The organism is Pseudomonas sp. S12(2018) (assembly GCF_024355235.1).
Classification (GTDB): domain Bacteria; phylum Pseudomonadota; class Gammaproteobacteria; order Pseudomonadales; family Pseudomonadaceae; genus Aquipseudomonas; species Aquipseudomonas palmensis.
The window spans coordinates 223,704-250,648 of the sequence record NZ_QLAD01000003.1; the positions used below are offsets into that span (position 1 = coordinate 223,704).

General features: G+C 61.6%; 31 protein-coding genes and 1 tRNA gene. 23 read left to right on the top strand and 9 right to left on the bottom strand.

Translation table 11 applies throughout. The annotated features are described in order from the left end of the window. Positions 1-6: 6 nt before the first annotated feature. A complete protein-coding gene (locus DN388_RS08210; protein ID WP_254998600.1) occupies positions 7-471 on the bottom strand; it encodes a cysteine hydrolase family protein in 465 nt (154 codons plus the stop codon). Positions 472-564: 93 nt separating this feature from the next. On the opposite strand from DN388_RS08210, the gene DN388_RS08215 reads away from it, so the two are divergent. From DN388_RS08215 to DN388_RS08225, 3 genes are read left to right on the top strand one after another with little or no spacing between them, the layout of a single operon-like run. Continuing rightward, complete coding sequence (locus tag DN388_RS08215) at positions 565-1,134, top strand: SPOR domain-containing protein (RefSeq protein WP_054915273.1); 570 nt, start codon at positions 565-567, stop codon at positions 1,132-1,134. 55 nt (positions 1,135-1,189) lie between these two features. After that, positions 1,190-1,705, top strand: a complete 516-nt coding sequence (locus DN388_RS08220; RefSeq protein WP_043860822.1) for a GNAT family N-acetyltransferase — start codon at positions 1,190-1,192, stop codon at positions 1,703-1,705. Positions 1,706-1,717: 12 nt separating this feature from the next. Then, complete coding sequence (locus tag DN388_RS08225) at positions 1,718-2,143, top strand: HD domain-containing protein (protein WP_043860821.1); 426 nt, start codon at positions 1,718-1,720, stop codon at positions 2,141-2,143. Here DN388_RS08225 and DN388_RS08230 read toward each other — a convergent pair. Next, the gene (locus DN388_RS08230; protein WP_254998607.1) at positions 2,122-3,615 is read right to left on the bottom strand and encodes a PLP-dependent aminotransferase family protein; all 1,494 of its coding nucleotides are present in this window, start codon (positions 3,613-3,615) and stop codon (positions 2,122-2,124) included. The two genes, DN388_RS08225 and DN388_RS08230, sit on opposite strands and share 22 nt — an antisense overlap. A 98-nt stretch (positions 3,616-3,713) precedes the next feature. On the opposite strand from DN388_RS08230, the gene DN388_RS08235 reads away from it, so the two are divergent. After that, positions 3,714-4,382 (top strand): FMN-binding negative transcriptional regulator, encoded by a 669-nt coding sequence (locus DN388_RS08235; protein ID WP_058541302.1) that lies wholly within the window; start codon positions 3,714-3,716, stop codon positions 4,380-4,382. 145 nt (positions 4,383-4,527) lie between these two features. Next, positions 4,528-5,493: a DUF559 domain-containing protein gene (locus DN388_RS08240; protein ID WP_078479643.1), complete on the top strand. Its 966-nt coding sequence runs from the start codon at positions 4,528-4,530 to the stop codon at positions 5,491-5,493. 43 nt (positions 5,494-5,536) lie between these two features. On the opposite strand, the gene DN388_RS08245 is transcribed toward DN388_RS08240, so the two are convergent. The 3 genes from DN388_RS08245 to DN388_RS08255 form a co-directional block, all read right to left on the bottom strand. Then, positions 5,537-6,604 (bottom strand): endonuclease/exonuclease/phosphatase family protein, encoded by a 1,068-nt coding sequence (locus DN388_RS08245; RefSeq protein WP_054915269.1) that lies wholly within the window; start codon positions 6,602-6,604, stop codon positions 5,537-5,539. Between the two features lie 87 nt (positions 6,605-6,691). Then, on the bottom strand, positions 6,692-6,937 hold the full coding sequence (locus tag DN388_RS08250; protein ID WP_043860816.1) for a DUF1654 domain-containing protein: 246 nt from the start codon (positions 6,935-6,937) through the stop codon (positions 6,692-6,694). 197 nt (positions 6,938-7,134) lie between these two features. Continuing rightward, complete coding sequence (locus tag DN388_RS08255) at positions 7,135-8,223, bottom strand: asparaginase (RefSeq protein ID WP_043860815.1); 1,089 nt, start codon at positions 8,221-8,223, stop codon at positions 7,135-7,137. A 335-nt stretch (positions 8,224-8,558) separates the two neighbouring features. On the opposite strand from DN388_RS08255, the gene DN388_RS08260 reads away from it, so the two are divergent. From DN388_RS08260 to DN388_RS08290, 7 genes are read left to right on the top strand one after another with little or no spacing between them, the layout of a single operon-like run. Further along, positions 8,559-9,515, top strand: coding sequence for a sugar ABC transporter substrate-binding protein (locus DN388_RS08260; protein WP_210015103.1), 957 nt, complete (start codon positions 8,559-8,561; stop codon positions 9,513-9,515). A gap of 46 nt (positions 9,516-9,561) precedes the next feature. Further along, positions 9,562-11,112: a sugar ABC transporter ATP-binding protein gene (locus DN388_RS08265; RefSeq protein WP_058541298.1), complete on the top strand. Its 1,551-nt coding sequence runs from the start codon at positions 9,562-9,564 to the stop codon at positions 11,110-11,112. Beyond that, a complete protein-coding gene (locus DN388_RS08270) occupies positions 11,109-12,104 on the top strand; it encodes an ABC transporter permease (RefSeq protein ID WP_054915267.1) in 996 nt (331 codons plus the stop codon). The genes DN388_RS08265 and DN388_RS08270 overlap by 4 nt, the downstream gene beginning before the upstream one ends. Positions 12,105-12,107: 3 nt before the next feature. After that, positions 12,108-13,130: a LacI family DNA-binding transcriptional regulator gene (locus DN388_RS08275; protein ID WP_043860811.1), complete on the top strand. Its 1,023-nt coding sequence runs from the start codon at positions 12,108-12,110 to the stop codon at positions 13,128-13,130. A gap of 12 nt (positions 13,131-13,142) precedes the next feature. After that, a complete protein-coding gene (rbsK, locus tag DN388_RS08280; RefSeq protein WP_043860810.1) occupies positions 13,143-14,060 on the top strand; it encodes a ribokinase in 918 nt (305 codons plus the stop codon). After that, a complete protein-coding gene (gene rbsD, locus DN388_RS08285) occupies positions 14,057-14,461 on the top strand; it encodes a D-ribose pyranase (protein ID WP_043860809.1) in 405 nt (134 codons plus the stop codon). Before rbsK ends, rbsD begins: the two co-directional genes overlap by 4 nt. Before the next feature lie 30 nt (positions 14,462-14,491). Continuing rightward, a complete protein-coding gene (locus tag DN388_RS08290) occupies positions 14,492-15,517 on the top strand; it encodes a nucleoside hydrolase (RefSeq protein WP_254998625.1) in 1,026 nt (341 codons plus the stop codon). Here DN388_RS08290 and DN388_RS08295 read toward each other — a convergent pair. Further along, on the bottom strand, positions 15,489-15,719 hold the full coding sequence (locus DN388_RS08295) for a hypothetical protein (protein ID WP_043860807.1): 231 nt from the start codon (positions 15,717-15,719) through the stop codon (positions 15,489-15,491). The genes DN388_RS08290 and DN388_RS08295 overlap by 29 nt on opposite strands. Before the next feature lie 324 nt (positions 15,720-16,043). Between DN388_RS08295 and DN388_RS08300 the strand changes: the two genes are divergently transcribed. Both DN388_RS08300 and DN388_RS08305 read left to right on the top strand, forming a co-directional pair. Beyond that, the gene (locus DN388_RS08300; protein WP_054915264.1) at positions 16,044-16,346 is read left to right on the top strand and encodes a hypothetical protein; all 303 of its coding nucleotides are present in this window, start codon (positions 16,044-16,046) and stop codon (positions 16,344-16,346) included. 140 nt (positions 16,347-16,486) lie between these two features. Next, positions 16,487-16,807 (top strand): I78 family peptidase inhibitor, encoded by a 321-nt coding sequence (locus DN388_RS08305; RefSeq protein WP_043860805.1) that lies wholly within the window; start codon positions 16,487-16,489, stop codon positions 16,805-16,807. Between the two features lie 81 nt (positions 16,808-16,888). On the opposite strand, the gene DN388_RS08310 is transcribed toward DN388_RS08305, so the two are convergent. After that, on the bottom strand, positions 16,889-17,101 hold the full coding sequence (locus DN388_RS08310; RefSeq protein WP_003179963.1) for a cold-shock protein: 213 nt from the start codon (positions 17,099-17,101) through the stop codon (positions 16,889-16,891). Between the two features lie 163 nt (positions 17,102-17,264). Then, complete coding sequence (locus tag DN388_RS08315; protein ID WP_054915263.1) at positions 17,265-17,561, bottom strand: hypothetical protein; 297 nt, start codon at positions 17,559-17,561, stop codon at positions 17,265-17,267. A 370-nt stretch (positions 17,562-17,931) separates the two neighbouring features. Here DN388_RS08315 and thrS point away from each other — a divergent pair, with 370 nt between their 5' ends. The 9 genes from thrS to DN388_RS08360 all read left to right on the top strand — a co-directional run bounded on the left by thrS (position 17,932) and on the right by DN388_RS08360 (position 25,407). Beyond that, positions 17,932-19,854, top strand: a complete 1,923-nt coding sequence (thrS, locus tag DN388_RS08320; protein WP_043860803.1) for a threonine--tRNA ligase — start codon at positions 17,932-17,934, stop codon at positions 19,852-19,854. Continuing rightward, on the top strand, positions 19,854-20,405 hold the full coding sequence (gene infC / locus DN388_RS08325; protein ID WP_173925091.1) for a translation initiation factor IF-3: 552 nt from the start codon (positions 19,854-19,856) through the stop codon (positions 20,403-20,405). Before thrS ends, infC begins: the two co-directional genes overlap by 1 nt. Before the next feature lie 60 nt (positions 20,406-20,465). After that, entirely contained in the window at positions 20,466-20,660 is a 195-nt protein-coding gene (gene rpmI, locus DN388_RS08330) for a 50S ribosomal protein L35 (RefSeq protein ID WP_027620572.1), read from the top strand. A gap of 29 nt (positions 20,661-20,689) precedes the next feature. Further along, a complete protein-coding gene (rplT, locus tag DN388_RS08335; RefSeq protein WP_043860801.1) occupies positions 20,690-21,046 on the top strand; it encodes a 50S ribosomal protein L20 in 357 nt (118 codons plus the stop codon). 107 nt (positions 21,047-21,153) lie between these two features. After that, entirely contained in the window at positions 21,154-22,170 is a 1,017-nt protein-coding gene (gene pheS / locus DN388_RS08340; protein ID WP_054915262.1) for a phenylalanine--tRNA ligase subunit alpha, read from the top strand. A gap of 35 nt (positions 22,171-22,205) precedes the next feature. Continuing rightward, positions 22,206-24,581 carry a phenylalanine--tRNA ligase subunit beta gene (gene pheT, locus DN388_RS08345; protein WP_254998638.1) on the top strand — a complete coding sequence of 792 codons (2,376 nt, stop codon included), beginning with the start codon at positions 22,206-22,208 and terminating at the stop codon, positions 24,579-24,581. A gap of 3 nt (positions 24,582-24,584) precedes the next feature. Beyond that, a complete protein-coding gene (ihfA, locus tag DN388_RS08350; protein ID WP_002553164.1) occupies positions 24,585-24,887 on the top strand; it encodes an integration host factor subunit alpha in 303 nt (100 codons plus the stop codon). Beyond that, positions 24,868-25,224, top strand: a complete 357-nt coding sequence (locus tag DN388_RS08355) for a MerR family transcriptional regulator (RefSeq protein WP_043860798.1) — start codon at positions 24,868-24,870, stop codon at positions 25,222-25,224. Before ihfA ends, DN388_RS08355 begins: the two co-directional genes overlap by 20 nt. Before the next feature lie 106 nt (positions 25,225-25,330). Beyond that, positions 25,331-25,407, top strand: a tRNA-Pro gene (locus DN388_RS08360). 364 nt (positions 25,408-25,771) lie between these two features. Here the strand turns inward: DN388_RS08360 and DN388_RS08365 are convergent. Further along, a complete protein-coding gene (locus DN388_RS08365) occupies positions 25,772-26,884 on the bottom strand; it encodes an HNH endonuclease (RefSeq protein ID WP_254998641.1) in 1,113 nt (370 codons plus the stop codon). Positions 26,885-26,945: the final 61 nt, after the last annotated feature.

Genomic DNA, 26,945 nt, shown 5'->3' on the forward strand with positions numbered 1-26,945 from the left:
AAGCCTTCACCGCAACTGTTGCGTACTCACCACGTGCCCGAAATGATGCAGCCACAGGCTCACCCCCAACTGCCCCGAGCGATCCAGCGACGACCCTACCGTGAGGTCGCTGATCAGGGTCGGCTGCAGCCCCGCATCAAACAGCGCGAACCCCGCCGCCAGCACGCAGGTGTCGGTCTGTATGCCGCACACCAGCACGCGCTCGGGGTTCAATTGCCTGAGGTAATCCAGCATCTCGGCCGTAGGGGCGTAGCCATGCTTGATGAAGATGCGATCTGCCGCCACCAGGCTCTGGTCGTGCGCCGCCGGTTGCCAGCCCAGCTGACGTTGAAACGGGGTCACCGATTCATCATGGCGCTCCACGCTCGCCACCGACGGCATGCGGCCGATCAGTGATGCTATGCCGTCTACCAGCCATTGCGGCGGGTTGAACGAGGGTTGTACGTCGATAATCAGCAGTACCTGGCGCATGGAATGCCCTATGGAAGTTCAAGGCCGGGCGATTGTAACCCCCGGCCTTGCACAGATGCTAAAATCCGCCGCTTGAAACCTGGAGATAGACGCGTGCGCAAAGTGGCGGTGGTAATGGCAGTGCTGGCCCTGGCCGGCTGTGACAACGATGCCGAACGGGTACACAAGCAGGTTGCCGAGCATCTGGATAACCCGAAGACGGCCAAGTTCGCCAACGTGCGATTCAACAAGCAGGGCGATATCTGCGGCCAGTTCCGTGGCAAGGACGCGGCCGGTGTGTTCCAGCCTTACCGCAGCTACGTGGCCATCAAGCAGGGCGACGACTACCAGATCATCATCGACGAAACCGGCGGCGACCTGCGCATCCGCGAAATCTGCGGTGGTGCCGACCTGCAGCGCCGTGCCGATGCCCTGGCCGACCAGCCCGCGCCCGAAGGCTGGGACGTCGAGATCATCCAGGGCCCGAACATGGGCGCCCTCAGCGACATGACCGCGCGCCTGATCGAAAAACAGATTCCATCCTCGGTGGTGTACCGCGACGGCAAGCCGGTGGTACTCCTGGGCCCTTATCCGACAAAAGAGGAGGCCCTGGCCAGCAAGAACGATGTGATGGCGCGCCTGGGTACCGATTCGGTGGTCATCCAGCACGGCGCCGAGCGCTAGCCAGCACGCGGCGGCGCCTCTTACACTCACGGCTTGTCTTCAAGGATGAGCCGTCATGAGTGATTCGCCCTTCGCCATTACCCTTCAACGTTGTACCGAACAGCACGTCGAGGGGCTCACGGCCCTGTACAACCACCCACAGGTGGCGCGGCAGGTGCTGCAGATGCCGTATCAGAGCGCCGACCTGTGGCGCAAACGCATCGCCACCGACAACGAACGAATGGTGTTTCTGGTGGCCTTACATCAAGGCGAGGTGATCGGCAGCTGTACGCTCGAGCAGTTCATACGTGTACGTCGCGGCCACTGCGGCGGCATCGGCATGGGCGTCGCCCCGGCCTGGCAAGGGCAGGGGGTGGGCACACGGCTGTTGTCGGCGGTGCTCGAGGTGGCGGACAACTGGATGGGCCTGCAGCGCGTCGAACTCACTGTTTACGCCGATAACCAGCCGGCACTGGCGCTGTACCGGCGCCACGGCTTCGAGGTGGAAGGGCATTTGCGCGACTATGCTTTACGTGACGGTGTGTTCACCGATGCCTGCAGCATGGCGCGCCTGCGACGGCGCGAGGGTTAGAGGAGGGGGCTTATGTCCACACTGGAGCGAGCCATTGCGGTTGCCGCCAGGGCCCATGAAGGGCAGCAGGACAAGGGCGGCACTGCGTATATCCTGCACCCGTTGCGGGTGATGCTGAGGGTGCAGACCACCGAACAGCGCATCGTCGCGGTGCTGCACGACGTGCTTGAAGATACCAGCATGAGCTTGTCGGACCTGGCCCGCGAAGGCTTCGCCCTGAAGATACTGGCGGCGGTGCAGGCGCTGAGCCGGCGCGATGACGAAAGCTACGAGGCCTTCGTCGCACGGCTGGGCAGCGACCCGCTGGCACGGGTGGTAAAGCTTGCCGACCTTGCCGACAACAGCGACCTTTCGCGCATCGCCATGCCCGGCCCCGAAGACATCGCGCGCCTGCAGCGCTATCAACAGGCCAGCGCCTACCTGCAGGCGCTGGCCTGAACGCTGGCGCTTTCGATCACCCGTGCCAGGCGCTGCATCGCCGCATCGATGGCTTCGCCACTGAACCCACCCAGGCCGAGCACCAGCCCGGGCCTGCCGTGCGGCCCCGCATACATGGGGGATACCGCGCGCACCACCACCCCGGCCTCTGCGGCCTGGTCCGCTACCTGCCTGTCGTCGATACCGGCTGCCAGCCACAGCACCAGGTGCATGCCCTGGTCGGTCGGTTGCAGCCAGGCCAGCTCAGGCTCCAGCCAGCGCGCCACCGCTTCGTTCACCTGGCGATGGATGGTGGCGTACACACCGCGGATGCGGCGGATGTGCCGGTCCAGATGGCCTTCGTTGATGAAGGCCGCCAGTACCTGCTGGTCGGCGTTGGCCGGATGACGGTCCATCAGCACGCGGGCACCGCAGAAGGCGTCCACCAGGTCCGGCGGCACGATCGCATAGCCCAGGCGCAGTGACGGGAACAGGATCTTGCTGAAGGTGCCCAGGTAGATCACCCGTTCAGGGTCCAGCCCCTGCAACGAGGGGAAGGGGTGCCCTGCATAGCGCAACTCGCCGTCGTAGTCGTCCTCGATCACCCATGCATTGTGGGTTCTGGCCCAGCTCAGCAGTGCCTCGCGCCGGGTCATGCTCATCGGCATGCCCAGCGGGTACTGGTGCGAAGAGGTGACGAAGGCGGCGCGGGCGTGGGGGCAGGTAGCGACGGCGTGTTCCACGTCCATGCCCTCGGCGTCCACCGGCACGCGCACCATCTGCCCGCTGTGCCCGGCGCTTTCGAGAATGGCGGTGATACCGCGGTAGGCCGGGTCTTCGACCCAGGCGAAATCGCCGATGTCCAGCAGCACCTGGCAGGCCAGGTACAGGCCCTGCTGGGTGCCGGAGGTGATGATCACCTGGCTGGCCTCGCAGCGTACCGAGCGGGATTTGCGCACATAGTCCACCACCGCCTCGCGCAGCTCGATTTCCCCCAGCGGGTCGCCATAGCCGGAAGGGGCGCCCGGGCCGCGGGCGCGCACCCGGTTGCCAAGGCGCCGCCAGATATCATCCGGCGCGGCCTTGCCCAGCGGTACCGAGACGGCGAACGGTACCTGGGGTACCTCGCCGAAGCGGCGGGCAAGTTGTGCAAAGCGTTCGATGCGTGCCGAGCTGGCGGCGGGCCGCGCCACACCTGTCGTGTGCGCGGCAGGTGGCTCTTCAAGGCTGTGCGCGACCCGCGTGCCGGCACGGCCGCGGGACTCCAGAAACCCCTCGGCCGTCAGTTGCTCGAACGCCTCGATGGCCGTGCCCCGCGCGATCATCAGCGATCTGGCCAGCATGCGGGTCGAGGGCAGCGGCTCGCCGGGCTTGAGGTCTCCGCGCCGGATCGCCGCACGCAGCGCCTGGGCCAGTTGGCGCCCCAGTTGGCCGCTGCTGCGGTCCAGCGTGCCCAGCGAAGGAATATCCACCACATTGGCTTTGCGCGCCATGTTTTCTGGTCCAGTCATTTTGTTCGATAGTGGATCTATACCATGGGCCAGTTGCGCCACACAATTTGCCATCGCCCTGTGCCGGATGGATGCAAACCATGTACGTACCGCAGTCTTTCAACGAGTCGCGCCCCGAGGTGCTGCATCAACTGATCATGCAGAACCCGCTGGGTGTATTGGTCAGCCACGGCGAGGGTGGGCTGGATGCCAACCATCTGCCGTTCCACTTCAAGCCGCAGGAGGGCACGCAGGGGGTGCTGCATGCTCACGTATCGCGGGCCAACCCGCTGTGGCGCGAACTCAAGGATGGCGATGAAGTGCTGGTGATCTTTCGCGGCGCCGATGCCTACATCTCGCCCAACTGGTACCCCAGCAAGCACGAGACCCACAAACAGGTGCCCACCTGGAACTATCAGGTGGTGCACGCCCATGGCCGCGTGACCTTGCACGATGACGAGCACTACGTGCGTGGCCTGGTGGCCCTGCTCACGCGCACCCACGAAGCATCCCAGCCCGTGCCGTGGAAGATGTCCGACGCGCCGAAGGACTACATCCGCGACATGCTCAAGGCCATCGTCGGGCTCGAGATCGAGATCACCCGTCTGGTCGGCAAGTTCAAGCTGGGCCAGAACAAGGAGGCGCGGGATATCCAGGGCGCCGCCCAGGGGTTGAAGGCGTCGGGCAAACCAGCAGTGGGCGAAGCCATGTTGAGCGCCACCGGTCACCCCCTGCACGGGCCGGCCTTGCCGGCGAAGGCGCCCGAATGACCGCCGCCTGATCCCACCTGAAAATCGACTTTTCCTACAGAGTCGGCCAGAATCGGCGGCTCGGCTGCGTTATGGCTTTTTGACTGCATCGGTCGAGAGTGGGTGCTTTTGCACCGGCCCGACTTTCCAGCGCAGACGACAGCACATGACCCAGGACGAGTGGTTGAAGGCCAATGCGGCGCGGTTCGGCAGTGACTACGAACGATTGTTCGCCAGCAACGTGCTCAGCCTCGTGGCGGGCATCCGTTACGAGTCGCTGAGTGCGCAATACCCCTTCAAGGACAATGACGGCAAGCAACGCTACTGCGACCTTGTCATCAATGAAGAGGGAGACGTGCGCATCGCCATCGAAATCGATGGCTATGACAAAAGCGGTACGGGTACCGGCATGTCGCACCCCGAGTTCATCGACTGGCAGCGGCGGCAGTCTGCACTCACTTCCCAGGGCTGGCGGGTGCTGCGCTTTGCCAACCGCGACGTCAGGGATCATCCGCAGCGTTGTGCTCGGGATATCAGCGTACTGCTCGATGCCGAGCGAAAAAAAGCCCACGACCTGCTGTCGAGCACGCGCCAGAGTGCCAGCGTGCAGCAGTTGGCGCAGGCGCAGGGCAGCCGGATCAAAGGGCTCAACAAGGAGGTTTCGGTCATGAAGTACACGATCATGTCATTCACTGCGCTGATCGGGGTTCTGATCGTGGTGTTTGCGTTCAAGGGCACCGAGTCGGTTGCAGGCTCGGCCGTGGTCAGCCAGGCAGTGGCGGCGCCGGCGTCACCCGCTACCTTGCAGGGCGCCACCTGCGACAACCCGCTGGACTGGCGTCAGGCCGCCGACCATATCGGGCAGAGCGCTGCGGTGCTGGGCCCGATCATGAAGGTGACCTACAAACCGTCGTCCAGGGGCCAGCCGACCTGGATCGACCTGGGTGCCAGCTTCCCCAGCAAGCGACGGTTGGGGCTGGTGGTATGGGGCGAGCATCGCCCGGCGTTCGCCTCGTTGCTGGCGCAGCCGCTGGAGGGGCGCACGGTGTGCGTGATAGGGCGTATCGAGCAGTACAAGGGCGTGCCGCGTCTGGAGTTGCAGGGCGCCAGTCAGTTCCAGCTGGTCAAGTGACCTTCAGGTGCAGCCTTGGCGTCAAGGCTGCACCGTTATCCCCTCAGCCGGCCTTCTGGCAGTTGCCGGCGATGCTGTAACCCTCTGCCTGGGCGGCAGATTCGCTGCTGAACTCGACCCGATTCTTTTCGGCAATGCTGTTGTACGACGGGCAGTCCGGGCGGTGGTAGCGCTTCTTGGCCCGGTTGCCGCGCACTTGCCCGGTGGCGTCGGCCACGGTTGCAGCCTTGGTTTTGGCGGGTGCGGCGGGTCTTGCCGGTGAAGCGGCGGTCGTGGCCGTGCCCTTGCCTTGCCCCAGCTCTGCACGCAGGAATATCGGTGCGTGATCGGAGATGTTCGCCCGGCCTTGCTGGTGAGTCATGCCCAGGTGTTTCGGGTAGTCGTACACGCCCACGCTGTTGACCTTCAGCGGCGAGGAATGGCTGACGAAGATATTGTCGTAAAGGTTGGCGAATTTGCCGTCGGTTGTGGACAGCGTGCTGGCGCCTGCGACCACCAGTGGTCTGGCGGCGGCATTGAGCGACTTCCAGGCAGGCGAAGTGGGCGGCATGTTGAAGTCGCCCATCAGCAGGATGTGATTGTTGCCGGGGTAGACTTCCTTCAGCCAGGTCCAGTAGCTCGACAGCGCATCGATTTCCGCGACCCGGTCAGACGGCTTTTTCCCGTACACGATATGCACCGTGGCCACCACGAAATAGGCATTGTCGGTGAGTGACTTGAAGCGCGCGGAGTAGGGCTCGCGCTCGAAGATCTTCTTGCGGTCCAGGTAGGACACCGCACCGTCTTCATAGGCGACCTTGCTGTCCTTCCACACGAAACCATACATTTCCTTGTACGAAGACCTGCCTACCGCATCGGAGGCCATGTGGCTCCAGGGCTCGCCGCTCTGGCGGCTGAGTTCCCTGGCCAGCTTGTCCAGGGCCGCTTCGCTCATCAGCTCCTGCACAGCCAGAAAATCCACATTTTTGGCGACCTTGGCAATGGCCTTGAAGTCCTTGTTGGGGCGGTCGCTCAGGTGTTCCAGGTTCCAGGTGCCGATACGCGTTTCAGCAAACACCTGGCCACACAACAACATCAGCAGCATCACTGCAGCTGCAAGATTCTTGAACATCATTACTTCCAGATTCTACGGATAACACCATCGCCCAGAAGGGCGACAAGTCGGAGCAGGGTGGGCGGGCAGCGCCTGGCGACGGCTTCAGTCTTCCTTGGGCACAACCCAGAAAATCTGCACGCCGCCGTCATCCCGGTAGGCCAGGGTGACGTTGTCGTTTTCGGCGATTTCTTCGAGCAGGGTCTCCCAGTCGGCAGGCGACTCGTGCTCCAGGCGAAAGATCAGCGCCGCGCGGGACTTCTGCGCGGTTGGCGAGTTGATGATTTTCTGAATGCGGATGCCCAGTTGCTCGTAGCTGCTGACGGGCTTGGCGGCAGAGGAGGTGGCCACAGGTACAGGTTCCTTATTTTTGCTGTATGCGCATACAGTATTTTACTGTAAGGCTTTTCGCAACTGCGTGTCGCTCAAAGAACCCATGTGACCACACGGCGCAGGCTTTGCTGCACCGTGGGCAAAATAAAAGTGGCGAGGTTACAAGAGGTTAGGCCGCCCCGCTGTAGGAAGGGCGGCCTGCCGGGCTACTGCACTCAGTATTCCCAGAAGATGCGCTGCAGCTCTTTGCTGTCCTGGGTCTTGGTCAGGGCGACCATGGCCAGGATGCGCGCTTTTTGCGGGTTCAGGTCGTGCGCCACTACCCAGTCGTTCTTGTCGTCAGGCTGCTCGGCGTTGCGCAGCACGAACCCGCCCTGGTTGACGTGGGACGAACGGATGATCTGCACGCCGTTCTTGCGCAGTTCCTGCAGGGCCGGCACTACGCGCGAGGACACCGAACCGTTGCCGGTACCGGCATGGATGATGGCCTTGGCGCCATTTTGCGCCAGGGCCTTGTAGGCGGTGTCGCTGACGTTGCCGTAGCTGTAGGCGATGTCCACGGCAGGCAGGCTGCTGATGGTCTTGATGTCGAATTCCGAATCCATCGTGTGGCGCTTGGCCGGCAGGCGGAACCAGTACGACTTGCCTTCCACGACCATGCCCATCGGGCCCCAGGCGCTCTTGAACGCTTCGGTCTTGATGTTGATCGACTTGCTCACGTCGCGACCGGACTGGATCTCGTCGTTCATGGTCACCAGCACGCCCTTGCCGCGCGATTGCTTGTCGCTGGCCACGGCCACGGCGTTGTACAGGTTGAGCATGCCGTCAGCCGACATTGCGGTACCGGGGCGCATGGAGCCCACGACCACGATCGGCTTGTCGGTCTTTTCCACCAGGTTGAGGAAGTAGGCGGTCTCTTCGAGGGTGTCGGTACCGTGGGTGATCACGATGCCGTCCACGTCCTTGCTGTCGGCCAGCTCGGCAACGCGCTTGCCCAGTTGCAGCAGGTTTTCGTTGGTGATGCTTTCGGAGGCGATCTGCATCACCTGCTCGCCGCGTACGTTGGCCAGGTTGGCCAGCTCCGGAACACCGGCAATCAGCTTGTCGACGCCCACCTTGGCGGCTTGATAGGTAGCGCTGTTGGCGGCGCTGGCACCAGCACCGGCAATGGTGCCGCCGGTGGCGAGGATAACCACGTTGGCGAGTTTCTGTTGGGTTTCGGCTTCCTTGGCGTAGGCGCCAGCAGGGAAGAACATGAACAGGGCCAGGGCGGCCGGAGCGAAGGAGTGAAGCGCAGCTTTCATCGTTATTGTTCCTTATGAGTGAAATTGCTGTGTTGCCCACACAAGTTCAGCAGAAAGCGTACCAGTTGCCCAATTAACTGAGCGTTGACGTCAATTCATTGATTTATAAGAAATTTATTTGGGCTTATGCCCCGTGCTGCCCGGCACTGCTTTCGGAAACCCGAATTATTGCGGTGCCAGATGTTCGGTTTTCCGAAGATTTTAAGGATAATTCCCGGCACTATCGGGGCCATGAAGGGCGGTCGGCAGATTTGACAAAACCCGGTAGCGTTTCCATAGTTGTTAACCGCAAACGTTTGCGACCCGACAAAAATCATAAGATTCGGAGTGAACCCATGACGCTGCCCTTCGCTGGACGCCTGCTGGCCGTTGCCATGCTGGCCACCCTCGCCACCGCCGTACCCTTCAGCCACGCCCATGCCGACACCGCCAAGCCCAAGGTGGCCCTGGTGATGAAGTCGCTGGCCAACGAGTTCTTCCTCACCATGGAAGACGGCGCCAAGGCCTACCAGAGAGACCACGCAGGCGAGTTCGACCTGGTATCCAATGGCATAAAGGACGAGTCCGATACCAGCAACCAGATCCGCATCGTCGAGCAGATGATCGTCTCCGGCGTCAACGCGCTGGTGATTGCCCCGGCCGATTCCAAGGCCCTGGTGCCAGTGGTCAAGAAGGCCATGGACGCGGGGATCACCGTGGTCAACATCGACAACCGCCTCGACCCGGGTGTACTCAAGAGCAAGAACCTCAGCGTGCCCTTCGTGGGCCCCGACAACCGCAAGGGCGCGCGCCTGGTGGGCGAGTACCTGGCCACCCGCCTGAGCGTGGGCGATCAGGTCGGCATCATCGAGGGCGTGCCGACCACCACCAACGCCCAGCAGCGTACCGCCGGTTTCAAGGACGCCATGGAGGCAGCCAAGATCAAGATCGTCTCGGTGCAATCGGGCAACTGGGAGATCGACAAGGGCAATGCCGTGGCCTCGGCCATGCTCAACGAATACCCCGACCTCAAGGCGCTGCTGGCCGGCAACGACAGCATGGCGCTCGGCGCGGTGTCGGCGGTGCGCGCGGCAGGCAAGGTCGGTGCGGTGCAGGTGGTGGGCTACGACAACATCAAGGCGATCCAGCCGATGCTGCGCGACGGTCGCGTGCTGGCCACGGCCGATCAATACGCCGCCAAGCAGGCGGTGTTCGGTATCGAGGCGGCCCTGAAGATGCTGCGCGGCGAGAAGCCGGACGTGGATGCCGACAACGTCATCCAGACCCCGGTCGAGCTGGTCAAGCAGCCCTAGCCCGCTGACGGTGCCTGCCGTGGTGCGGGCGCCAGGAGAACACCTTATGTCGGCGACTGCGGATGTCGTGTTGTCGGTCAGTGCAATCGGCAAGACCTACGCCCAGCCCGTGCTGGGCGATATCGAACTGTCCCTGCTGCGCGGCGAAGTGCTGGCCCTGACTGGCGAGAACGGTGCGGGCAAGAGCACCCTGTCGAAGATCATCGGCGGGCTCGAAACCCCCACCACCGGGCAGATGTTCTACCAGGGCCAGGTGTATCAGCCCGCCAGCCGCTCCGCGGCCGAGCGCCAGGGCGTGCGCATGGTGATGCAGGAGCTCAACCTGCTGCCGACCCTGAGCGTGGCCGAGAACCTGTTTCTGCACAACCTGCCCAGCCGCGCCGGCTGGGTCAATCGCACGCGCCTGCGCCAACTGGCGATCGCAGCAATGGCGCAGGTGGGGCTCGAAGCGATCGACCCCGATACGCTGGTCGGCGAGCTGGGCATCGGCCATCAGCAGATGGTGGAGATCGCCCGCAACCTGATCGGCGACTGCCATGTGCTGATTCTCGACGAGCCCACCGCGATGCTCACCGCACGCGAGGTGGAGCTGCTGTTCAGCCAGATCGAGCGCCTGCAGCAACGGGGTGTGTCGATCATCTACATTTCCCACCGCCTCGAAGAGCTCAAGCGCATCGCCCAGCGCATTGCCGTGCTGCGCGACGGCAAGCTGGTGTGCGTGGAACCGATGCAGCGCTACAGCAGCGAGCAACTGGTCAACCTGATGGTGGGGCGCGAGCTGGGCGAGCATATCGACCTGGGGCGCCGCACGATCGGCGAGCCGGTACTGCGTGTCAGCGGCCTGGGCCGGGGCGACAAGGTGCAGGACGTCTCGTTCGAGGTGCGCAGCGGCGAAATCTTCGGCATCTCCGGGCTTATCGGTGCCGGGCGTACCGAGCTGCTGCGCCTGATCTTCGGTGCCGACACGGCCGACAGCGGCAGCATCGAGCTGGGCAGCCCGTTGCGCCCGGTGCGCATCGATTCGCCCATGGCTGCAGTGCGCCACGGCGTGGCCCTGATTACCGAAGACCGCAAGGGCGAAGGCCTGCTGTTGTCGCAGTCGGTCAGTGCCAACCTGGCGTTGGGCAACATGCCGGCGATCTCACGCGCGGGCCTGGTGGATGGTGCTGCCGAGCGTGCCCTGGCCGAGCGCCAGATCCAGGCCATGCGCATCCGCAGCGCCGGGCCCGCACAAACGGTGGGCGAGCTGTCGGGTGGCAACCAGCAGAAGGTGGTGATCGGCCGCTGGCTGGAGCGCGACTGCGCCGTGCTGCTGTTCGACGAGCCCACGCGCGGTATCGATGTGGGCGCCAAGTTCGACATCTATGGGCTGCTCGCCGAGCTGACCCGCCAGGGCAAGGCGCTGGTGGTGGTGTCCAGCGACCTGCGCGAACTGATGCTGATCTGCGATCGCATCGGCGTGCTTTCGGCAGGGCGCCTGATTGAAACCTTCGAGCGTGAGCACTGGAGCCAGGACCAGCTACTGGCCGCCGCCTTTGCCGGCTATCAGAAACGTGACGCGCTGCTGCAAGACGCAGTGCCCAGGAACCCCGCATGAACACTTCCCCGATAGACACACCGCCTGGCCCACCGGCCCGGCGCAGCGGTACCTACCTCGGCCTGGGGACCTACCTGGGCCTGGCCGGTGCGTTGCTGGCGATGGTGGTGCTGTTCTCGTTGCTGAGCAGCCACTTTCTGTCGTACGGCACCTTTAGCACCCTGGCCAACCAGATCCCCGACCTGATGGTGCTGGCGGTGGGCATGACCTTCGTGCTGATCATCGGCGGCATCGACCTGTCGGTGGGCTCGGTACTGGCCCTGGCCGCGTCGGCGGTCAGCGTGGCGATTCTGGGCTGGGGCTGGAGCGTGCTGCCGGCGGCACTGCTCGGCATGGGGTGCGCGGCACTGGCCGGGACCCTTACCGGCTCGATCACCGTGGCCTGGCGCATCCCTTCGTTCATCGTCTCGCTGGGTGTGCTGGAAATGGCGCGTGGCGTGGCCTACCAGCTCACCGACTCGCGCACCGCGTACATCGGTGATGCCTTTGCCTGGCTGTCGGAGCCGGTGGCCTTCGGCATTTCGCCGGCCTTCATCATCGCCTTGCTGGTGATCGTGGTGGCGCAACTGGTACTGACCCGCACCGTGTTCGGCCGTTACCTGATCGGCATCGGCACCAACGAAGAGGCCGTGCGCCTGGCCGGCATCGATCCGCGCCCGTACAAGATTCTGGTGTTCTCGCTGATGGGCCTGCTGGCCGGCCTGGCGGCGCTGTTCCAGATCTCGCGGCTGGAGGCCGCCGACCCCAATGCCGGCTCCGGGCTGGAGCTGCAGGTGATTGCCGCCGTGGTGATCGGCGGCACCAGCCTGATGGGCGGTCGAGGTTCGGTCATCAGCACCTTCTTCGGTGTGCTGATCATTTCGGTGCTGGCCGCAGGGCTGGCGCAGATCGGCGCCAGCGAGCCGACCAAACGCATCATCACCGGGGCGGTCATCGTGATCGCCGTGGTTCTCGACACTTACCGCAGCCGGCGCGCGCGCCGGCGGACCTGAACAATGGCAACCATCAAAGATGTAGCGGCGCTGGCGGGTATTTCCTATACCACCGTTTCCCACGTGCTGAACAAGACCCGCCCGGTGAGCGAACCGGTGCGGCGCAAGGTAGAAGCGGCGATTGCCGAGCTGGACTACGTGCCCAGTGCGGTAGCGCGCTCGCTCAAGGCGCGCTGCACGGCCACCATCGGCCTGCTGGTGCCCAACAGCGTCAACCCGTATTTCGCCGAACTGGCGCGGGGCATCGAGGATGGCTGCGAGCGCAATGGCTACTGCGTGATCCTGTGCAACTCCGACGACGACCCGCGCAAGCAGCGCAGCTACCTGCGCGTGCTGCTGGAGAAACGCATCGACGGTCTGATCGTGGCCTCGGTGGGCGAGGAGGCCGACCTGCTCGACAGCCTGGCCAGCGTGCGCACGCCCATGGTGATCGTCGACCGCGCGCTGGCGGGCGTCGACGCCGACCTGGTGCGCATCGACCACGAGCAGGGGGCCTACCTGGCCACCCGGCACCTGCTGGAGCTGGGGCACCAGGACATCGCCTGCATCAACGGCCCGGCACACACCAGCGTGGCCAAGATGCGCCTGGCCGGCTTTCACCGGGCACTGGCCCAGGCCGGGGTGCCCCTGCGCGAGGGCCGCGTGGTGGACAGCGACTTCACCAGCCTGGGCGGCTATGGCGCCGCAGCGCAACTGCTGGGCCACGACCGCCCGACCGCGATCTTCGCGGCCAACGACATGATCGGCATGGGCGTGCTGCGTGCCGCGGCCGAGCGCAACATCTGCGTGCCGAGCGAACTGTCGGTGATCGGTTTCGACGATATCCAGATGAGCCAGTACGTCTACCCTGCGCTGACCACGGTAGGGCAGTCGATCCGCGAGCTGGGCGAGATGGCGTCCGAACTGTTGCTGCGGCGTATCGGTGAGCCGCAGCGCAGTGGGGTAGAGCAGCGCATCGTCGCGCCGAGCATCGTGCTGCGCGAGTCCACCGGGCCGCGTCCCGACCTCTTCAATGATTACCGCTAGGACCGACATGCCATGCAAGCGAATGTAGTGGTGGTAGGCAGCCTGAACATGGACCTGGTGACCCGCGCCGAGCGCCTGCCGCAGGCGGGGGAAACCCTGGCCGGCGAGTGGTTCGGCACCGTGCCGGGCGGCAAGGGCGCCAACCAGGCGGTAGCAGCTGCGCGGTTGGGGGCGGCGGTGGCGATGATCGGCTGTGTGGGGGAGGACGCCTACGGTGCGCAGTTGCGTCAGGCGCTGCTCGACGAGGGCATCGATTGCCAGGGCGTGGACACGGCGGCGGGTGTTTCCAGTGGTGTGGCACTGATTGTGGTGGATGCCAGCAGCCAGAACGCCATCGTCATCGTGGCCGGTGGCAATGGGCACTTGCTGCCGGCATCGGTACAGCGCCTGGACCGCCTGCTGCAGGCTGCCGATGTGATCATCTGTCAGCTCGAAGTACCGCAGGCCACCGTGGCACACACCCTGGCCCGTGGCCGGGCGCTGGGCAAGACCGTGATCCTCAACCCGGCACCGGCCACTGGGCCGCTGCCGGCTGACTGGTTTGTCAACATCGACTACCTGATCCCCAACGAGAGCGAGGCCAGCGCCCTGACCGGGCTGCCGGTGGCTTCGCTGCAGGAGGCGCAGGCAGCCGCCAGCCGACTGCTGGCGCTGGGGGTGGGCAAGGTGATCGTCACCCTGGGCGCGCAAGGCGCTCTGTTCGCCGATGGCCAGGGTTTTGCGCATTTTCCGGCGACGCGGGTGCAGCCACTGGACACCACGGCGGCCGGGGATACCTTCGTCGGTGGCTTTGCCGCTGCGTTGGCCGCTGGCAGGTCGGAGCGCGAGGCCATTGCCTTTGGCCAGCAGGCCGCCGCCATTTCGGTCACCCGCGCCGGTGCCCAGCCCTCCATTCCGTATCTGAGCGAACTGCAGGGGAGCACGCCATGAAGAAGACTCCGTTGCTCAATATCGCTCTGTCGCGCCTGATCGCGTCGCTGGGGCATGGCGATGTGGTGCTGATCGGCGACGCTGGCCTGCCCGTGCCTGCCGGTGTCGAGCTGATCGACCTTGCACTGACGCCCGGCATACCGGATTTCATCAGTACCTTGCACACGGTGCTGGCCGAAATGCAGGTCGAAAGCCACGTGCTGGCCGACGAGACCCTGCAACACAGGCCGCCGGCCCTGGCAGGCATCGAGCTGCTGCATGCCCGCGGCGAGCTGGGCGCGCGCCATTTGATGAGCCATGCGGCGTTCAAGCAGCTCGGTGCGCAGGCCAGGGCCATCGTGCGCACCGGCGAATGCCAGCCCTATACCAACATCGCGCTGGTGGCGGGCGTGACCTTTTGACTGTTGTCCCCTGAGCACAAGGAGTGCCCGATGCCTGAACGTGTCCATAAAGCCAAACGTTTGCTGCGAGGTGTATTGCTTATGTCTGCCCTGTCGAGTACTGCCGTGCTGGCCGCGCCCCGCGACCTGATCATCGATACCGACCCCGGCGCGGATGACGTGGTGGCGTTGTTGTTCGCCCTGGCGTCGCCAGAGGAACTGAAGGTGCGCGCCATTACCACCGTGGCCGGTAATGTGCGACTCGACAAGACCTCGCGCAACGCACGGCTGGCCCGGGAGTGGGCGGGGCGCGAAGAGGTGCCGGTGTACGCCGGCGCGCCCACGCCGCTGGTGCGCACGCCGATCTATGCCGAGAACATCCATGGCGAGGAGGGCTTGCCTGGCGTGGCGGTGCACGAGCCGAAAAAGGGCCTGGCCCAGGGCAGCGCGGTGCAGTACCTGATCGACACCCTCGGTGGCGCTGAACCCAACAGCATCACCCTTGCCATGCTAGGCCCGCAGACCAACCTGGCACTGGCGCTGATTCAGGCCCCGCAGATCGTCAAGGGCATCAAGGAAGTGGTGGTGATGGGCGGTGCCCACTTCAATGGCGGCAATATCACCCCGGCGGCCGAGTTCAACCTGTACGCCGACCCACAGGCGGCAGAGGTCGTGTTGCGCAGCGGGGTCAAGCTCACCTACCTGCCGCTGGACGTGACCCACAAGGTACTCACCAGCGAGGCGCGCCTGAAGCAGATTCGCGGGTTGAACAACCACGCCAGCAAGCTGGTGGGCGATATTCTGGATGCTTACGTCAAGGGGGATATGGCGCACTACGGCCTGCCGGGTGGGCCGGTGCACGATGCCAGCGTGATTGCCTACCTGCTCAAGCCCGAGCTGTTCAGTGGCCGGCAGATTCACATGAGCGTGGATAGCCGCGAAGGCCCGACCTTTGGTCAGACCATTGCGGACTGGTACGGCACGCTCGAGCTACCGGCCAATGTGATGTGGATCGAGAGCGGCGATGCCCAGGGCTTTTTCGATTTGCTCAGCGAGCGTCTTGCTCGATTGCAGTAATGGGTGTGGGCTGGTGTTCGGTCGCGGGCCAGTGGCGTTCGAACACCTGGTCGACGAAGGTGCGGGCAGCTTCGTGGCCGAGGTCTTGAAGCAGCAGGTCGGCGGCGATGATGAACAGCTCTTCGGTGGTGCCGGGGCTGTAGGAACGATGGCCGTCAGGCCATGTGACCTTGATGTTGGTGTCCAGGGTGGGGCTATTCATGGGGGTCTCGATCGAAAATACGCGTGCTGTTTGGTGCAGATGCCGGGCCCTGGCGTCTACAGCGGGGGCATGATTGCGCTCCGCCAACAGGTACAAGTTAAACATGTTGCAACAGGGCCAGCACTGCTACTTATGCATAAGCAGCGGGGCTAGGCAAACTAAATGGTGGTTGGGTTCGCCTATTCGTGACGTCTGTACCGATTCTTCGTTGGCACTTGGGTCGGCGCGGTAGCCGTGGAGCTGGCTTGCCAGCGAAGAGGGCGTACAGAGTCCGCCTGATGTACCCTGCACCCCACAGCCACCGCGCACGCCCGAGGACACCCCGTGCAGATCGACTTGAACACCCCCGAGCAGCTCACCCCCCAGCAGGTGCGCCAGCTGCTGGCCGAAGGCAACGACCGAATCCACAACCAGTTGCGCGTCACCCGCGGCGGCATTGCCTACCTGTCGCAGATTACCGGCGGGCGCGAGCTCGATGGCCTGCTGTTTCGCCTCGAGACCTGGGCTGCCGGCTCGGGCTGCGTGGGCCCTGTTGCCGCCGACGACGAACGCTGGGTCATGCAGGTGTACAACGTGCTGGCCAGCAACTGGCCCAAGCCCGCCAGCGACTACATCGATATCTACTGAACCGCTGCGCTCAGGCAAAATCCGGTCACGATTGAGGTTTCCCTGACGAGCACGTCTCAGGCAGACTGGGACGTTTTTGCAACCAAAAGTGCTTAAAACTGTCGTATCAGACAGCATTCCAGTATTTGAAAGGAGGATTCATGTTCCGCACGCGTGCAACATTGGCGAGCCTGTTGGCAGCCGTGGTTCTGGCAGGTTGCAGTACCGATGGCTCATCGTCCAAGGCGCCAGAGGTAGCGGCAGCACCGAACCTCGATGGTCGCTGCGATGCCAGCAACGCCGCATTCACCGTCGGCAAGCCGGCAACCCCCGAGCTGCTGGAGCAGGCGCGCAAGGCGAGCGGGGCGCAGATCGCCCGCGTGCTCAAGCCGACCGACATGATCACCCTGGAGTACCGTTCCGAGCGCTTGAACCTCAACGCCGACGACAAGGGCGTGGTCACCCGGGTCAATTGCGGCTGATTCCGCCCCGGGCCTGCCGTTGCATAAACGGCAGGCACAAAAAAACCCGTCCAAGGACGGGTTTTTTTTATTCGTCAGAACTTACTCTGGACGAACTTGTGCAGCCTGCATGCCCTTCTGGCCTTTTTCGGCAACGAAGGAGACGGTCTGGCCTTCTTTCAGGCTCTTGAAGCCGTCAGACTCGATGGCCTTGAAGTGTACGAACAGGTCGTCGCCGCCACCTTGTGGAGTGATGAAGCCGAAGCCTTTTTCATCGTTGAACCATTTGACGGTGCCGGTTTGGCGATTGGACATGGGTGTATCTCCAGGAAACATGATGTTTTTCAGTAGTGCGGTGTCGCCGAGGCCAACAAGGTGCACAGAGGCATCATAGTCTAATTTTGCGCTTGTGGTGACTTTTACGTGTGCCGAATGCTGATCTGGCGCAAATTAACTGAGTTTTGTATGGCCTGCGCCCTTATTTCTGGGGCTTGCAGGCCTGCGTAACCAGCTGTTTTGCCTTGTCTATGAGCTTCTGGTCTACGCCGTCAGTGCTGTTGAGCTCTTTGATCTCTGCGTCCGAAAAGTTTTTTTCGATCACATTCACGCTGCAGCTGCAGTGCTTTTCGGCGGATTGTTTCGTCATGCCCGGCTGGGCAGAGGCGGTGGCCACGCAGGACGTCAGGTAGCCTGGTGGAACAGTGCCTGCGTTGGCGCCAAGCGGCAGCAGCAGGGCACCAGTGGCCGCCAAGGCCAGAAGAGAATGAAGTCGCATACCGGTCACTCCTTTATTAGGTCGGGTGTATCTAGAGTAGGTCGCTTCCTAATCTCTGAGCGGAAAAAAACCGCTCAAGTTCACCGCATCGGTCTAATTTCAGAATATTTCTGCATATCCCCGGCCCATGGCCCTACGCGCCGAAAGCTTTGTGCTAGCATGCCTGGCTCAGGATTTGGCCGATTCGTCTTGCCGCTCAAATCTTTCTATATATATGTATCCAGTCACTCTGGTTCGTACCCTGGCAGGCCCTTGGGCTTCTGCCACTGTGAGGCAGGCTTTGCATTGCAAAGACAGGGTCGAATCGCGTACTGGCTCATCCCAACCCACGTGACCTTTGGTAGGGGTCACCACTAGGAGAGGAGGCGCCATGCCCACTATTACTCTTCCCGATGGCAGTCAACGTTCGTTCGACAAGGCCGTAACCGTAGCCGAGGTCGCCGCATCCATTGGTGCAGGCCTGGCCAAGGCCACCGTGGCCGGCAAGGTCGACGGCAAGCTGGTCGACGCGTGCGACCTGATCGAGCAGGACGCCAGCCTGCAAATCATCACGCCCAAGGACGAAGAGGGGCTGGAGATCATCCGTCACTCCTGCGCTCACCTGGTCGGTCATGCCGTCAAGCAGCTGTACCCGACCGCCAAGATGGTGATCGGCCCGGTCATCGACGAGGGCTTCTACTACGACATCGCGTATGAGCGTCCCTTCACCCCGGAAGACCTGGCGGCGATCGAGCAGCGCATGCAGCAGCTGATCGAGAAGGACTACGACGTCATCAAGAAGGTCACCCCGCGCGCCGAGGTGATCGAGCTGTTCAAGGCCCGTGGCGAAGACTACAAGCTGCGCCTGGTCGAAGACATGCCGAACGAACAGGCCATGGGCCTGTACTTCCATGAAGAATACGTCGACATGTGCCGCGGCCCGCACGTGCCCAATACGCGCTTTCTCAAGTCGTTCAAGCTGACCAAGCTGTCCGGTGCCTACTGGCGCGGCGACGCCAAGAACGAGCAACTGCAACGTGTGTACGGCACGGCCTGGGCTGACAAGAAGCAGCTGGCCGCCTACATCCAGCGCATCGAAGAGGCCGAGAAACGCGACCACCGCAAGATCGGCAAGCGCCTGAACCTGTTCCACCTCCAGGAAGAAGCGCCGGGCATGGTGTTCTGGCACCCCAATGGCTGGACCCTGTACCAGGTGCTCGAGCAGTACATGCGCAAGGTGCAACGCGACAACGGCTACCTGGAAATCAAGACCCCGCAAGTGGTCGACCGCACGCTGTGGGAGAAGTCCGGGCACTGGGCCAACTACGGTGACAACATGTTCACCACCCAGTCCGAGAACCGCGACTACGCCATCAAGCCGATGAACTGCCCGTGCCACGTACAGGTGTTCAACCAGGGCCTTAAGAGCTACCGCGAGCTGCCGCTGCGTCTGGCCGAGTTCGGCGCTTGCCATCGCAACGAGCCTTCGGGCGCCCTGCACGGCATCATGCGTGTGCGCGGCTTCGTGCAGGACGATGCGCACATCTTCTGCACCGAAGAACAGATGCAGTCCGAGTCCGCCGCGTTCATCAAGCTGACCCTGGACGTGTACAAGGACTTCGGCTTCAAGGACATCGAGCTCAAGCTCTCGACGCGCCCTGAAAAGCGCGTGGGTTCCGACGACCTGTGGGACCGTGCCGAAGGCGCACTGGCCGCCGCGCTCGACAGCGCCGGCCTGCCGTACGACCTGCAGCCGGGTGAAGGGGCGTTCTACGGCCCGAAAATCGAATTCTCGCTGAAGGATTGCCTTGGCCGTGTGTGGCAGTGTGGTACCCTGCAGCTCGACTTCAACCTGCCGATCCGTCTGGGCGCCGAATACGTCTCCGAAGACAACGGCCGCAAGCATCCGGTGATGCTGCACCGTGCCATCCTCGGTTCGTTCGAGCGTTTCGTCGGAATTCTCATCGAGCACTACGAAGGTGCATTCCCAGCCTGGCTGGCGCCTACGCAGGCGGTGATCATGAATATCACCGACAAACAAGCGGATTTCGCCCAGAAAGTGGAAAAAACTCTGGCCGAAAGCGGCTTCCGTGCCAAGTCCGACTTGAGAAATGAGAAAATCGGCTTTAAAATCCGCGAGCATACCTTGCTCAAGGTTCCCTATCTCCTGGTTATCGGGGATCGGGAAGTCGAAACGCAAACTGTCGCTGTGCGTACCCGCGAAGGTGCTGACCTGGGCTCCATGCCCGTCGCCCAATTTGCGGACCTGCTCGCGCAAGCGGTTTCCCGGCGTGGTCGCCAAGATTCGGAGTAATTACTATTAAGCGTGATATGAGACAAGATAAACGAGCTGCACCGAAAGCCCCGATCAACGAGAATATCTCGGCACGTGAGGTTCGGTTAATTGGCGCTGACGGCGAGCAGTTGGGCATCGTCTCGATTGAAGAAGCGCTTCGTATCGCTGAAGAAGCGAAACTGGACCTGGTAGAAATTTCTGCTGACGCCGTTCCGCCTGTCTGCAAAGTCCTCGACTACGGCAAAAGCCTGTTCGAGAAGAAAAAGCAGCAGGCTGCGGCGAAGAAGAACCAGAAGATCATCCAGATCAAAGAAATCAAGTTTCGTCCAGGGACGGAGGAAGGGGATTACCAGGTAAAACTACGCAACCTGGTACGTTTCCTTACTGATGGGGACAAGACCAAAATCTCTCTGAGATTCCGTGGTCGTGAGATGGCCCACCAGGAGCTGGGTATGGAACTGTTGAAGCGGATCGAAGCTGATCTTGCCGAATACGGGACCGTCGAACAGCATCCTAAGATGGAAGGACGCCAGCTTTTGATGGTCATCGCCCCCAAGAAAAAGAAATAACCACCAGGGCACGGCAGGCCTTGCGGTTATGTTTATCAACTGAATGCGGAGTATCCGAACATGCCAAAAATGAAAACCAAAAGCGGTGCAGCCAAGCGTTTCTTGAAAACGGCTAACGGCATCAAGCACAAACACGCTTTCAAGAGCCACATCCTGACCAAAATGTCGACCAAGCGTAAGCGTCAACTTCGCGGTAGCAGCCTGCTGCACGCGTCGGACGTTGCAAAAGTCGAGCGCATGCTGCGCCTTCGTTAATTTTTGGTTATAGATAGAGGAAATTACTCATGGCTCGTGTAAAGCGTGGCGTCATCGCTCGTAAGCGTCACAAGAAAATTCTGAAACTGGCTAAAGGTTACTACGGCGCTCGCTCGCGCGTATTCCGTGTTGCCAAGCAAGCGGTCATCAAGGCAGGCCAATACGCCTACCGCGACCGTCGCCAGAAAAAACGTCAGTTCCGCGCTCTGTGGATCGCTCGTATCAACGCTGGTGCTCGCGTCAACGGTCTGTCCTACAGCCGCCTGATCGCTGGCCTGAAAAAAGCGTCGATCGAAATCGACCGCAAAGTTCTGGCTGATCTGGCAGTGAACGAAAAAGCGGCGTTTGCTGCGATTGTCGAAAAGGCTAAAGCCGTTCTGGCTTAAGTACCCACGACAATCATTCGCCGTCGATGTCGGCGGCGGATGTTAAACGTCATAGATAGGGGAAGAGCCTGTAAGCTCTTCCCCTATTTTGTATCTGGAGTCTGTACATGGAAAACCTGGATGCGTTGGTCTCCCAAGCCCTCGAGGCTGTGGAGCGCGCTGAAGACATCAATGCCCTGGAGCAGATCCGGGTTCAATTCCTTGGCAAGAAAGGCGAACTGACTCAGGTGATGAAGACCCTGGGCAACCTGCCGGCTGAAGAGCGGCCCAAAGTCGGCGCGCTGATCAACGAAGCCAAGGAACGCGTGACCGAGGTGCTCAACGCCCGCAAAGCCGCCTATGAAGAAGCCGAGCTCAGCGCTCGCCTGGCTGCCGAGTGCATTGACGTCACCTTGCCTGGCCGTGGCCAGACCTCCGGTGGTTTGCACCCTGTCACCCGTACCCTCGAACGCATCGAGCAGTTCTTCACCCATATCGGCTACGGCATCGCCGAAGGCCCGGAAGTCGAAGACGACTACCACAACTTCGAAGCGCTCAACATTCCCGGCCACCACCCGGCCCGGGCAATGCATGACACCTTCTACTTCAATGCCAACATGCTGCTGCGCACCCACACCTCGCCGGTGCAAGTGCGGACCATGGAGTCCACCCAGCCGCCGATTCGCATTGTCTGCCCGGGTCGCGTGTACCGCAACGACTCGGACATTACCCACTCGCCGATGTTTCACCAGGTCGAAGGCCTGCTGATCGATCGCGACATCAATTTTGCCGACCTCAAAGGCACCATCGAAGAATTCCTGCGCGTGTTCTTCGAAAAAGAGCTGGCGGTACGTTTCCGTCCGTCGTTCTTCCCCTTCACCGAGCCTTCGGCTGAAGTCGATATCCAGTGCGTGATGTGCAGCGGCAAGGGCTGCCGTGTGTGCAAGCAGACCGGTTGGCTCGAAGTCATGGGCTGCGGCATGGTGCACCCGAACGTGCTGCGCATGTCTGGTATCGACCCCGAAGAGTTCTCGGGCTTCGCATTTGGCATGGGGGCCGAGCGCCTGGCCATGCTGCGTTACGGCGTCAACGATTTGCGCCTGTTCTTCGACAACGACTTGCGGTTCCTTGCGCAATTTCGCTAGGTCGCGCACCCGTAACGAATCTTTAGGAGAGCAGGATGAAATTCAGTGAAAAGTGGCTGCGCGGTTGGGTCAACCCGCAGGTATCCCGTGACGAGCTGGTGGCACGTCTGTCCATGGCCGGTCTTGAGGTCGACAGCGTAACCCCGGCCGCCGGTCAATTCAGCGGCATCGTGGTGGGCGAGGTGCTGAGCACCGAGCAGCACCCCGACGCCGACAAGCTGCGTGTGTGCCAGGTCAGCAATGGCAGCGAGACCTTCCAGGTAGTGTGCGGCGCGCCGAATGTGCGCCCTGGCCTGAAGATCCCGTTCGCCATGATCGGCGCCGAACTGCCAGGCGACTTCAAGATCAAGAAGGCCAAGCTGCGTGGCGTCGAGTCCAACGGCATGCTGTGCTCGGCCGCCGAGCTGCAGATCAGCGAAGAGAACGACGGCCTGCTGGAACTGGCGGCAGACGCCCCGGTTGGCCAGGACATCCGCGTGTATCTGGACCTGGACGATGCCAGCATCGAGGTCGACCTGACCCCGAACCGCGGCGACTGCCTGTCCCTGGCCGGCCTTGCCCGTGAAGTCGGCGCCCTGTACGGCGCCCCTGTCACCCGCCCGACCGTGCCGGCCATTGCGCCAGGCATCGACGACGTGCGCCCGGTAGACGTGCTGGCGCCGGCCGCGTGCCCGCGTTACCTGGGCCGCGTTATCCGCAACGTCGACCTGTCACGCCCGACCCCGCTGTGGATGGTCGAGCGTCTGCGCCGCAGTGACGTGCGCAGCATCGATGCTGCCGTCGACATCACCAACTACGTGATGATCGAGCTGGGCCAGCCGCTGCACGCCTTCGACCTCTCTGAAATCAACGGTGGCATCCGAGTGCGCATGGCCGAGGAGGGCGAGAAGCTCGTCCTGCTCGATGGCCAGGAAGTTGCCCTGCGTGCCGACACGCTGGTCATCGCCGACCACGATCGCGCCCTGGCCATTGCCGGCGTGATGGGTGGCGAGCACAGCGGCGTTGCGGCCACCACCAAGGATATCTTCCTTGAAAGCGCCTTCTTCGAGCCGATCTCGGTGGCTGGCAAGGCCCGCTCCTACGGCCTGCACACCGATGCCTCGCACCGCTACGAGCGTGGCGTCGACTCGCAACTGGCCCGCGAAGCCATGGAGCGCGCCACTGGCCTGCTACTGGATATCGTAGGTGGCGAAGCCGGCCCGATCATCGAGACCGTCAGCCCAGAGCACCTGCCCAACATCGCCCCGGTCACCCTGCGTGCCGAGCGCATCACCCAGATGCTGGGCATGGAGATGGACAGCGCCGAAGTCGAGCAACTGCTCAACGGCCTGGGCCTGAAAACCAGCGGTGAGGCCGGGCAGTGGCAGGTCGAAGTGCCCAGCCATCGCTTCGACATCAGCCTGGAAGTGGACCTGATCGAGGAGCTGGCCCGTCTGTACGGCTACAACCGCCTGCCGGTCCGTTACCCGCAAGCGCGCCTGGCCCCGCAGGCCAGGTCTGAAGTGCGTGGCGAACTGCCTGCGCTGCGTCGCCTGCTGGTTGCCCGTGGCTACCAGGAAGCGATCACCTACAGCTTCATCGACCCCAAGCAGTTCGAGCTGTTCAACCCTGGCGTAGAGCCGCTGCTGTTGGCCAACCCGATTTCCAGCGACATGGCGGCCATGCGTGTCAGCCTGTGGCCGGGCCTGGTCAAGGCACTGCAGCACAACCTCAACCGCCAGCAAGACCGTGTGCGCCTGTTCGAGAGCGGCCAGCGCTTCGTCGGCCAGCTGGGCGACCTCAAGCAACAGCCGATGCTGGCTGGTGTGGTCTGCGGTAGCCGTCTGCCGGAAGGCTGGGCCAACGGCCGCGACACCATCGACTTCTTCGATGTGAAGGCCGACGTTGAAGCGGTACTGGGCTTCTCCGGTTCGCTCGACGACTTCACCTTTGTGCCCGGCAAACATCCGGCGCTGCACCCAGGCCAGACCGCGCGCATCGAGCGTGACGGCGTCGAAGTCGGCTACCTGGGCGCCTTGCACCCCGAGCTGGTCAAGACCCTCGGCCTGGACCGCACCGTGTATGTGTTCGAGCTGGTGCTGGCGGATGTAGTGGAAGGGCGCCTGCCGAAGTTCCACGAACTGTCGCGCTTCCCCGAAGTACGCCGTGACCTGGCGTTGATCGCAGGGCGTGATGTGGCGGCCAGCGCGGTGCTGGATGTAATCCGTGAAAACGCGGGCGAGTGGCTCACCGACCTCAGGCTGTTTGATGTGTATCAGGGTAAAGGTATTGATCCTGATAGAAAAAGCCTGGCCGTCGGCTTGACCTGGCAGCATCCATCGCGCACTCTTAACGACGATGAGGTGAACGCCACCACGCAAAACATTCTCACCTCGCTTGAACAAAGGTTGAACACCACGTTAAGGAAATAGCGTATGGGTGCTCTGACGAAAGCTGAGATGGCCGAACGGCTGTACGAGGAGCTGGGCCTGAACAAGCGCGAGGCCAAGGAATTGGTCGAGCTGTTTTTTGAAGAGATCAGGCACGCTCTTGAAGACAACGAGCAGGTCAAATTGTCGGGTTTCGGCAACTTTGACTTGCGTGACAAGCGCCAGCGGCCGGGCCGCAACCCGAAAACGGGTGAAGAGATCCCGATCACGGCGCGTCGAGTCGTCACCTTTCGTCCAGGGCAGAAGTTGAAAGCCCGAGTTGAGGCCTATGCTGGAACCAAGTCATAACGACGAGCTTCCGCCGATTCCAGGCAAACGCTACTTCACCATTGGTGAAGTGAGCGAGCTTTGTGCGGTAAAACCGCACGTGCTCCGTTACTGGGAGCAGGAGTTTCCCCAGCTTAACCCGGTGAAGCGCCGCGGTAACCGCCGGTATTATCAGCGCCAGGACGTGCTGATGATCCGGCAGATCCGGGCGCTGTTATACGACCAGGGCTTCACCATCGGCGGTGCGCGGTTGCGCCTGTCGGGGGATGAAGCCAAGGATGACACGACCCAGTACAAACAGATGATTCGGCAGATGATTGTCGAATTGGAGGATGTGCTGGTGGTGTTGAAGAAGTGACCGAAGCCGTTTCAGGAATTTTGGAAAAAAAGCTTCCATAATTCAAAAGGTTAAGGTAAATTCTTCATCGTTCTCAGCAACAAGGGGAACATGCTTCAAGCCCAGTCGGGGCGTAGCGCAGCCCGGTAGCGCACTTGCATGGGGTGCAAGGGGTCGAGTGTTCGAATCACTCCGTCCCGACCATATATTCAGTGAATAAGGCCATTTCCGAAAGGGATGGCCTTTTTCATGTGCGTGATTTTTATGTAGATTCTTAGGTTTCTACGTTTTCTGAAATAGCCAACCTACCTCTGCGCCGCAGTCAATCACTCCCTTTTGGAAATTGCCGACTTTGCAATTAGTTGCTTTTTGAGTGTGGCTAGGGCGCAGCGAATTATTTTAGCCGCATAGGTCTTTTCGTAAGGGCAAGCTTCGATAAATCGGCAAGCGTTATCGAAAATAGCACCGTTACAAGTAAGGGCGTGAAGGCGAGCCGACTTGATCGGGATGAAGTGCGGAGGGGTATGAGTTAGGGCATCAAATGATGCCCTAAAGTGCCATAGTAATTTCAGGAGTAAAGCAATTCGGCTTTTTTAATTTTCGCTGCTAACTCTAGATTCTTCCTCTCTCCATTTGCGCCTGAGTGAATTTCTCGATGGCAATTCGGGCATATCGCTGCGACAAACTGAGGATGGTCCAAGCCACCATCTGAAACTCGATTAATATGATGCGGTTCCAGATAAGGTTGCCCATCAGCTTTTAGAAAGGGGGCCGTAGTACTACAGCTCTCACATACACCTTTCGAACGCATAATCACGTAGTGGGCCACCACGCGGCTTCGTTGGTAAATGTTTCTTTTACTTACACTTGGGTTTATTCTCGGTGCGCGTTGAGTCACTGAGAGGGCGGCATTTCGTGCTGCGATCAGATCGGACTCTAAAGGAAATTCATTATGTTCTGATGGTAATCGGTTCAGTGCGTCGTCAGTTATCGCTTCAATTCGGCTCAACCGGAAAACAATAGTGCTGCGCAAATCGCCGTCCTTGTCGGCTTGTTCGCTTTGGAAAAATCCCTCACAGACGAATTCGCCGTCAAAGCGATGACCTTTACCTTTTGCTAATGACTGAAATAGATAGAGCGATTTCCCAGTCTTAACATGCTCGGAAATGGCTAGGTTTCCTTTTGTTAAGGTCATAGGCCCTTTCTGGCCTTCACCGGTATAGAGAAAGGTATTGTCATCCAGCCAGTCGTCCAGGTAACCATGCTGCTCACCCGCTTCACCGGTGAAAATAAAAATCGCAGGATGAGTTGAAGACGGAGCAATCCCTGACTGGTGACTCCCACCAAATGGTCCATGGATTTCGGTTTTTCGGTCATACACCGCACCTCGTTCGAAGTGAAGGTCCAGGATCGAAGCTGGTGGGTGGAGGATGGCTTCCGTCTGAAATCCAGCTTTACGTAAATAGCGTGTCGTTTCAAATGCGCCTGAGAAAGACTGCTCATCCTTTGCTGAGGCCAAGGCCACAATTTTTTTTGCAGGATAGCGCTTGCCCGCAACCGCTATGGCGGAGTAATAGCGACGATTGGTTTCCCAGCCTATCCAGTTGGACTGATGCCTCAGATTTTGATCGAATTCATTGATTGCCCACTGGACCCGTTCCTTCGGCGTTGCTTTCGTCACTGTCAGACCTTTCCTGCGAAAATGTAGGAAAAGCATGGTGCTGCAATATCTTGATTAATTT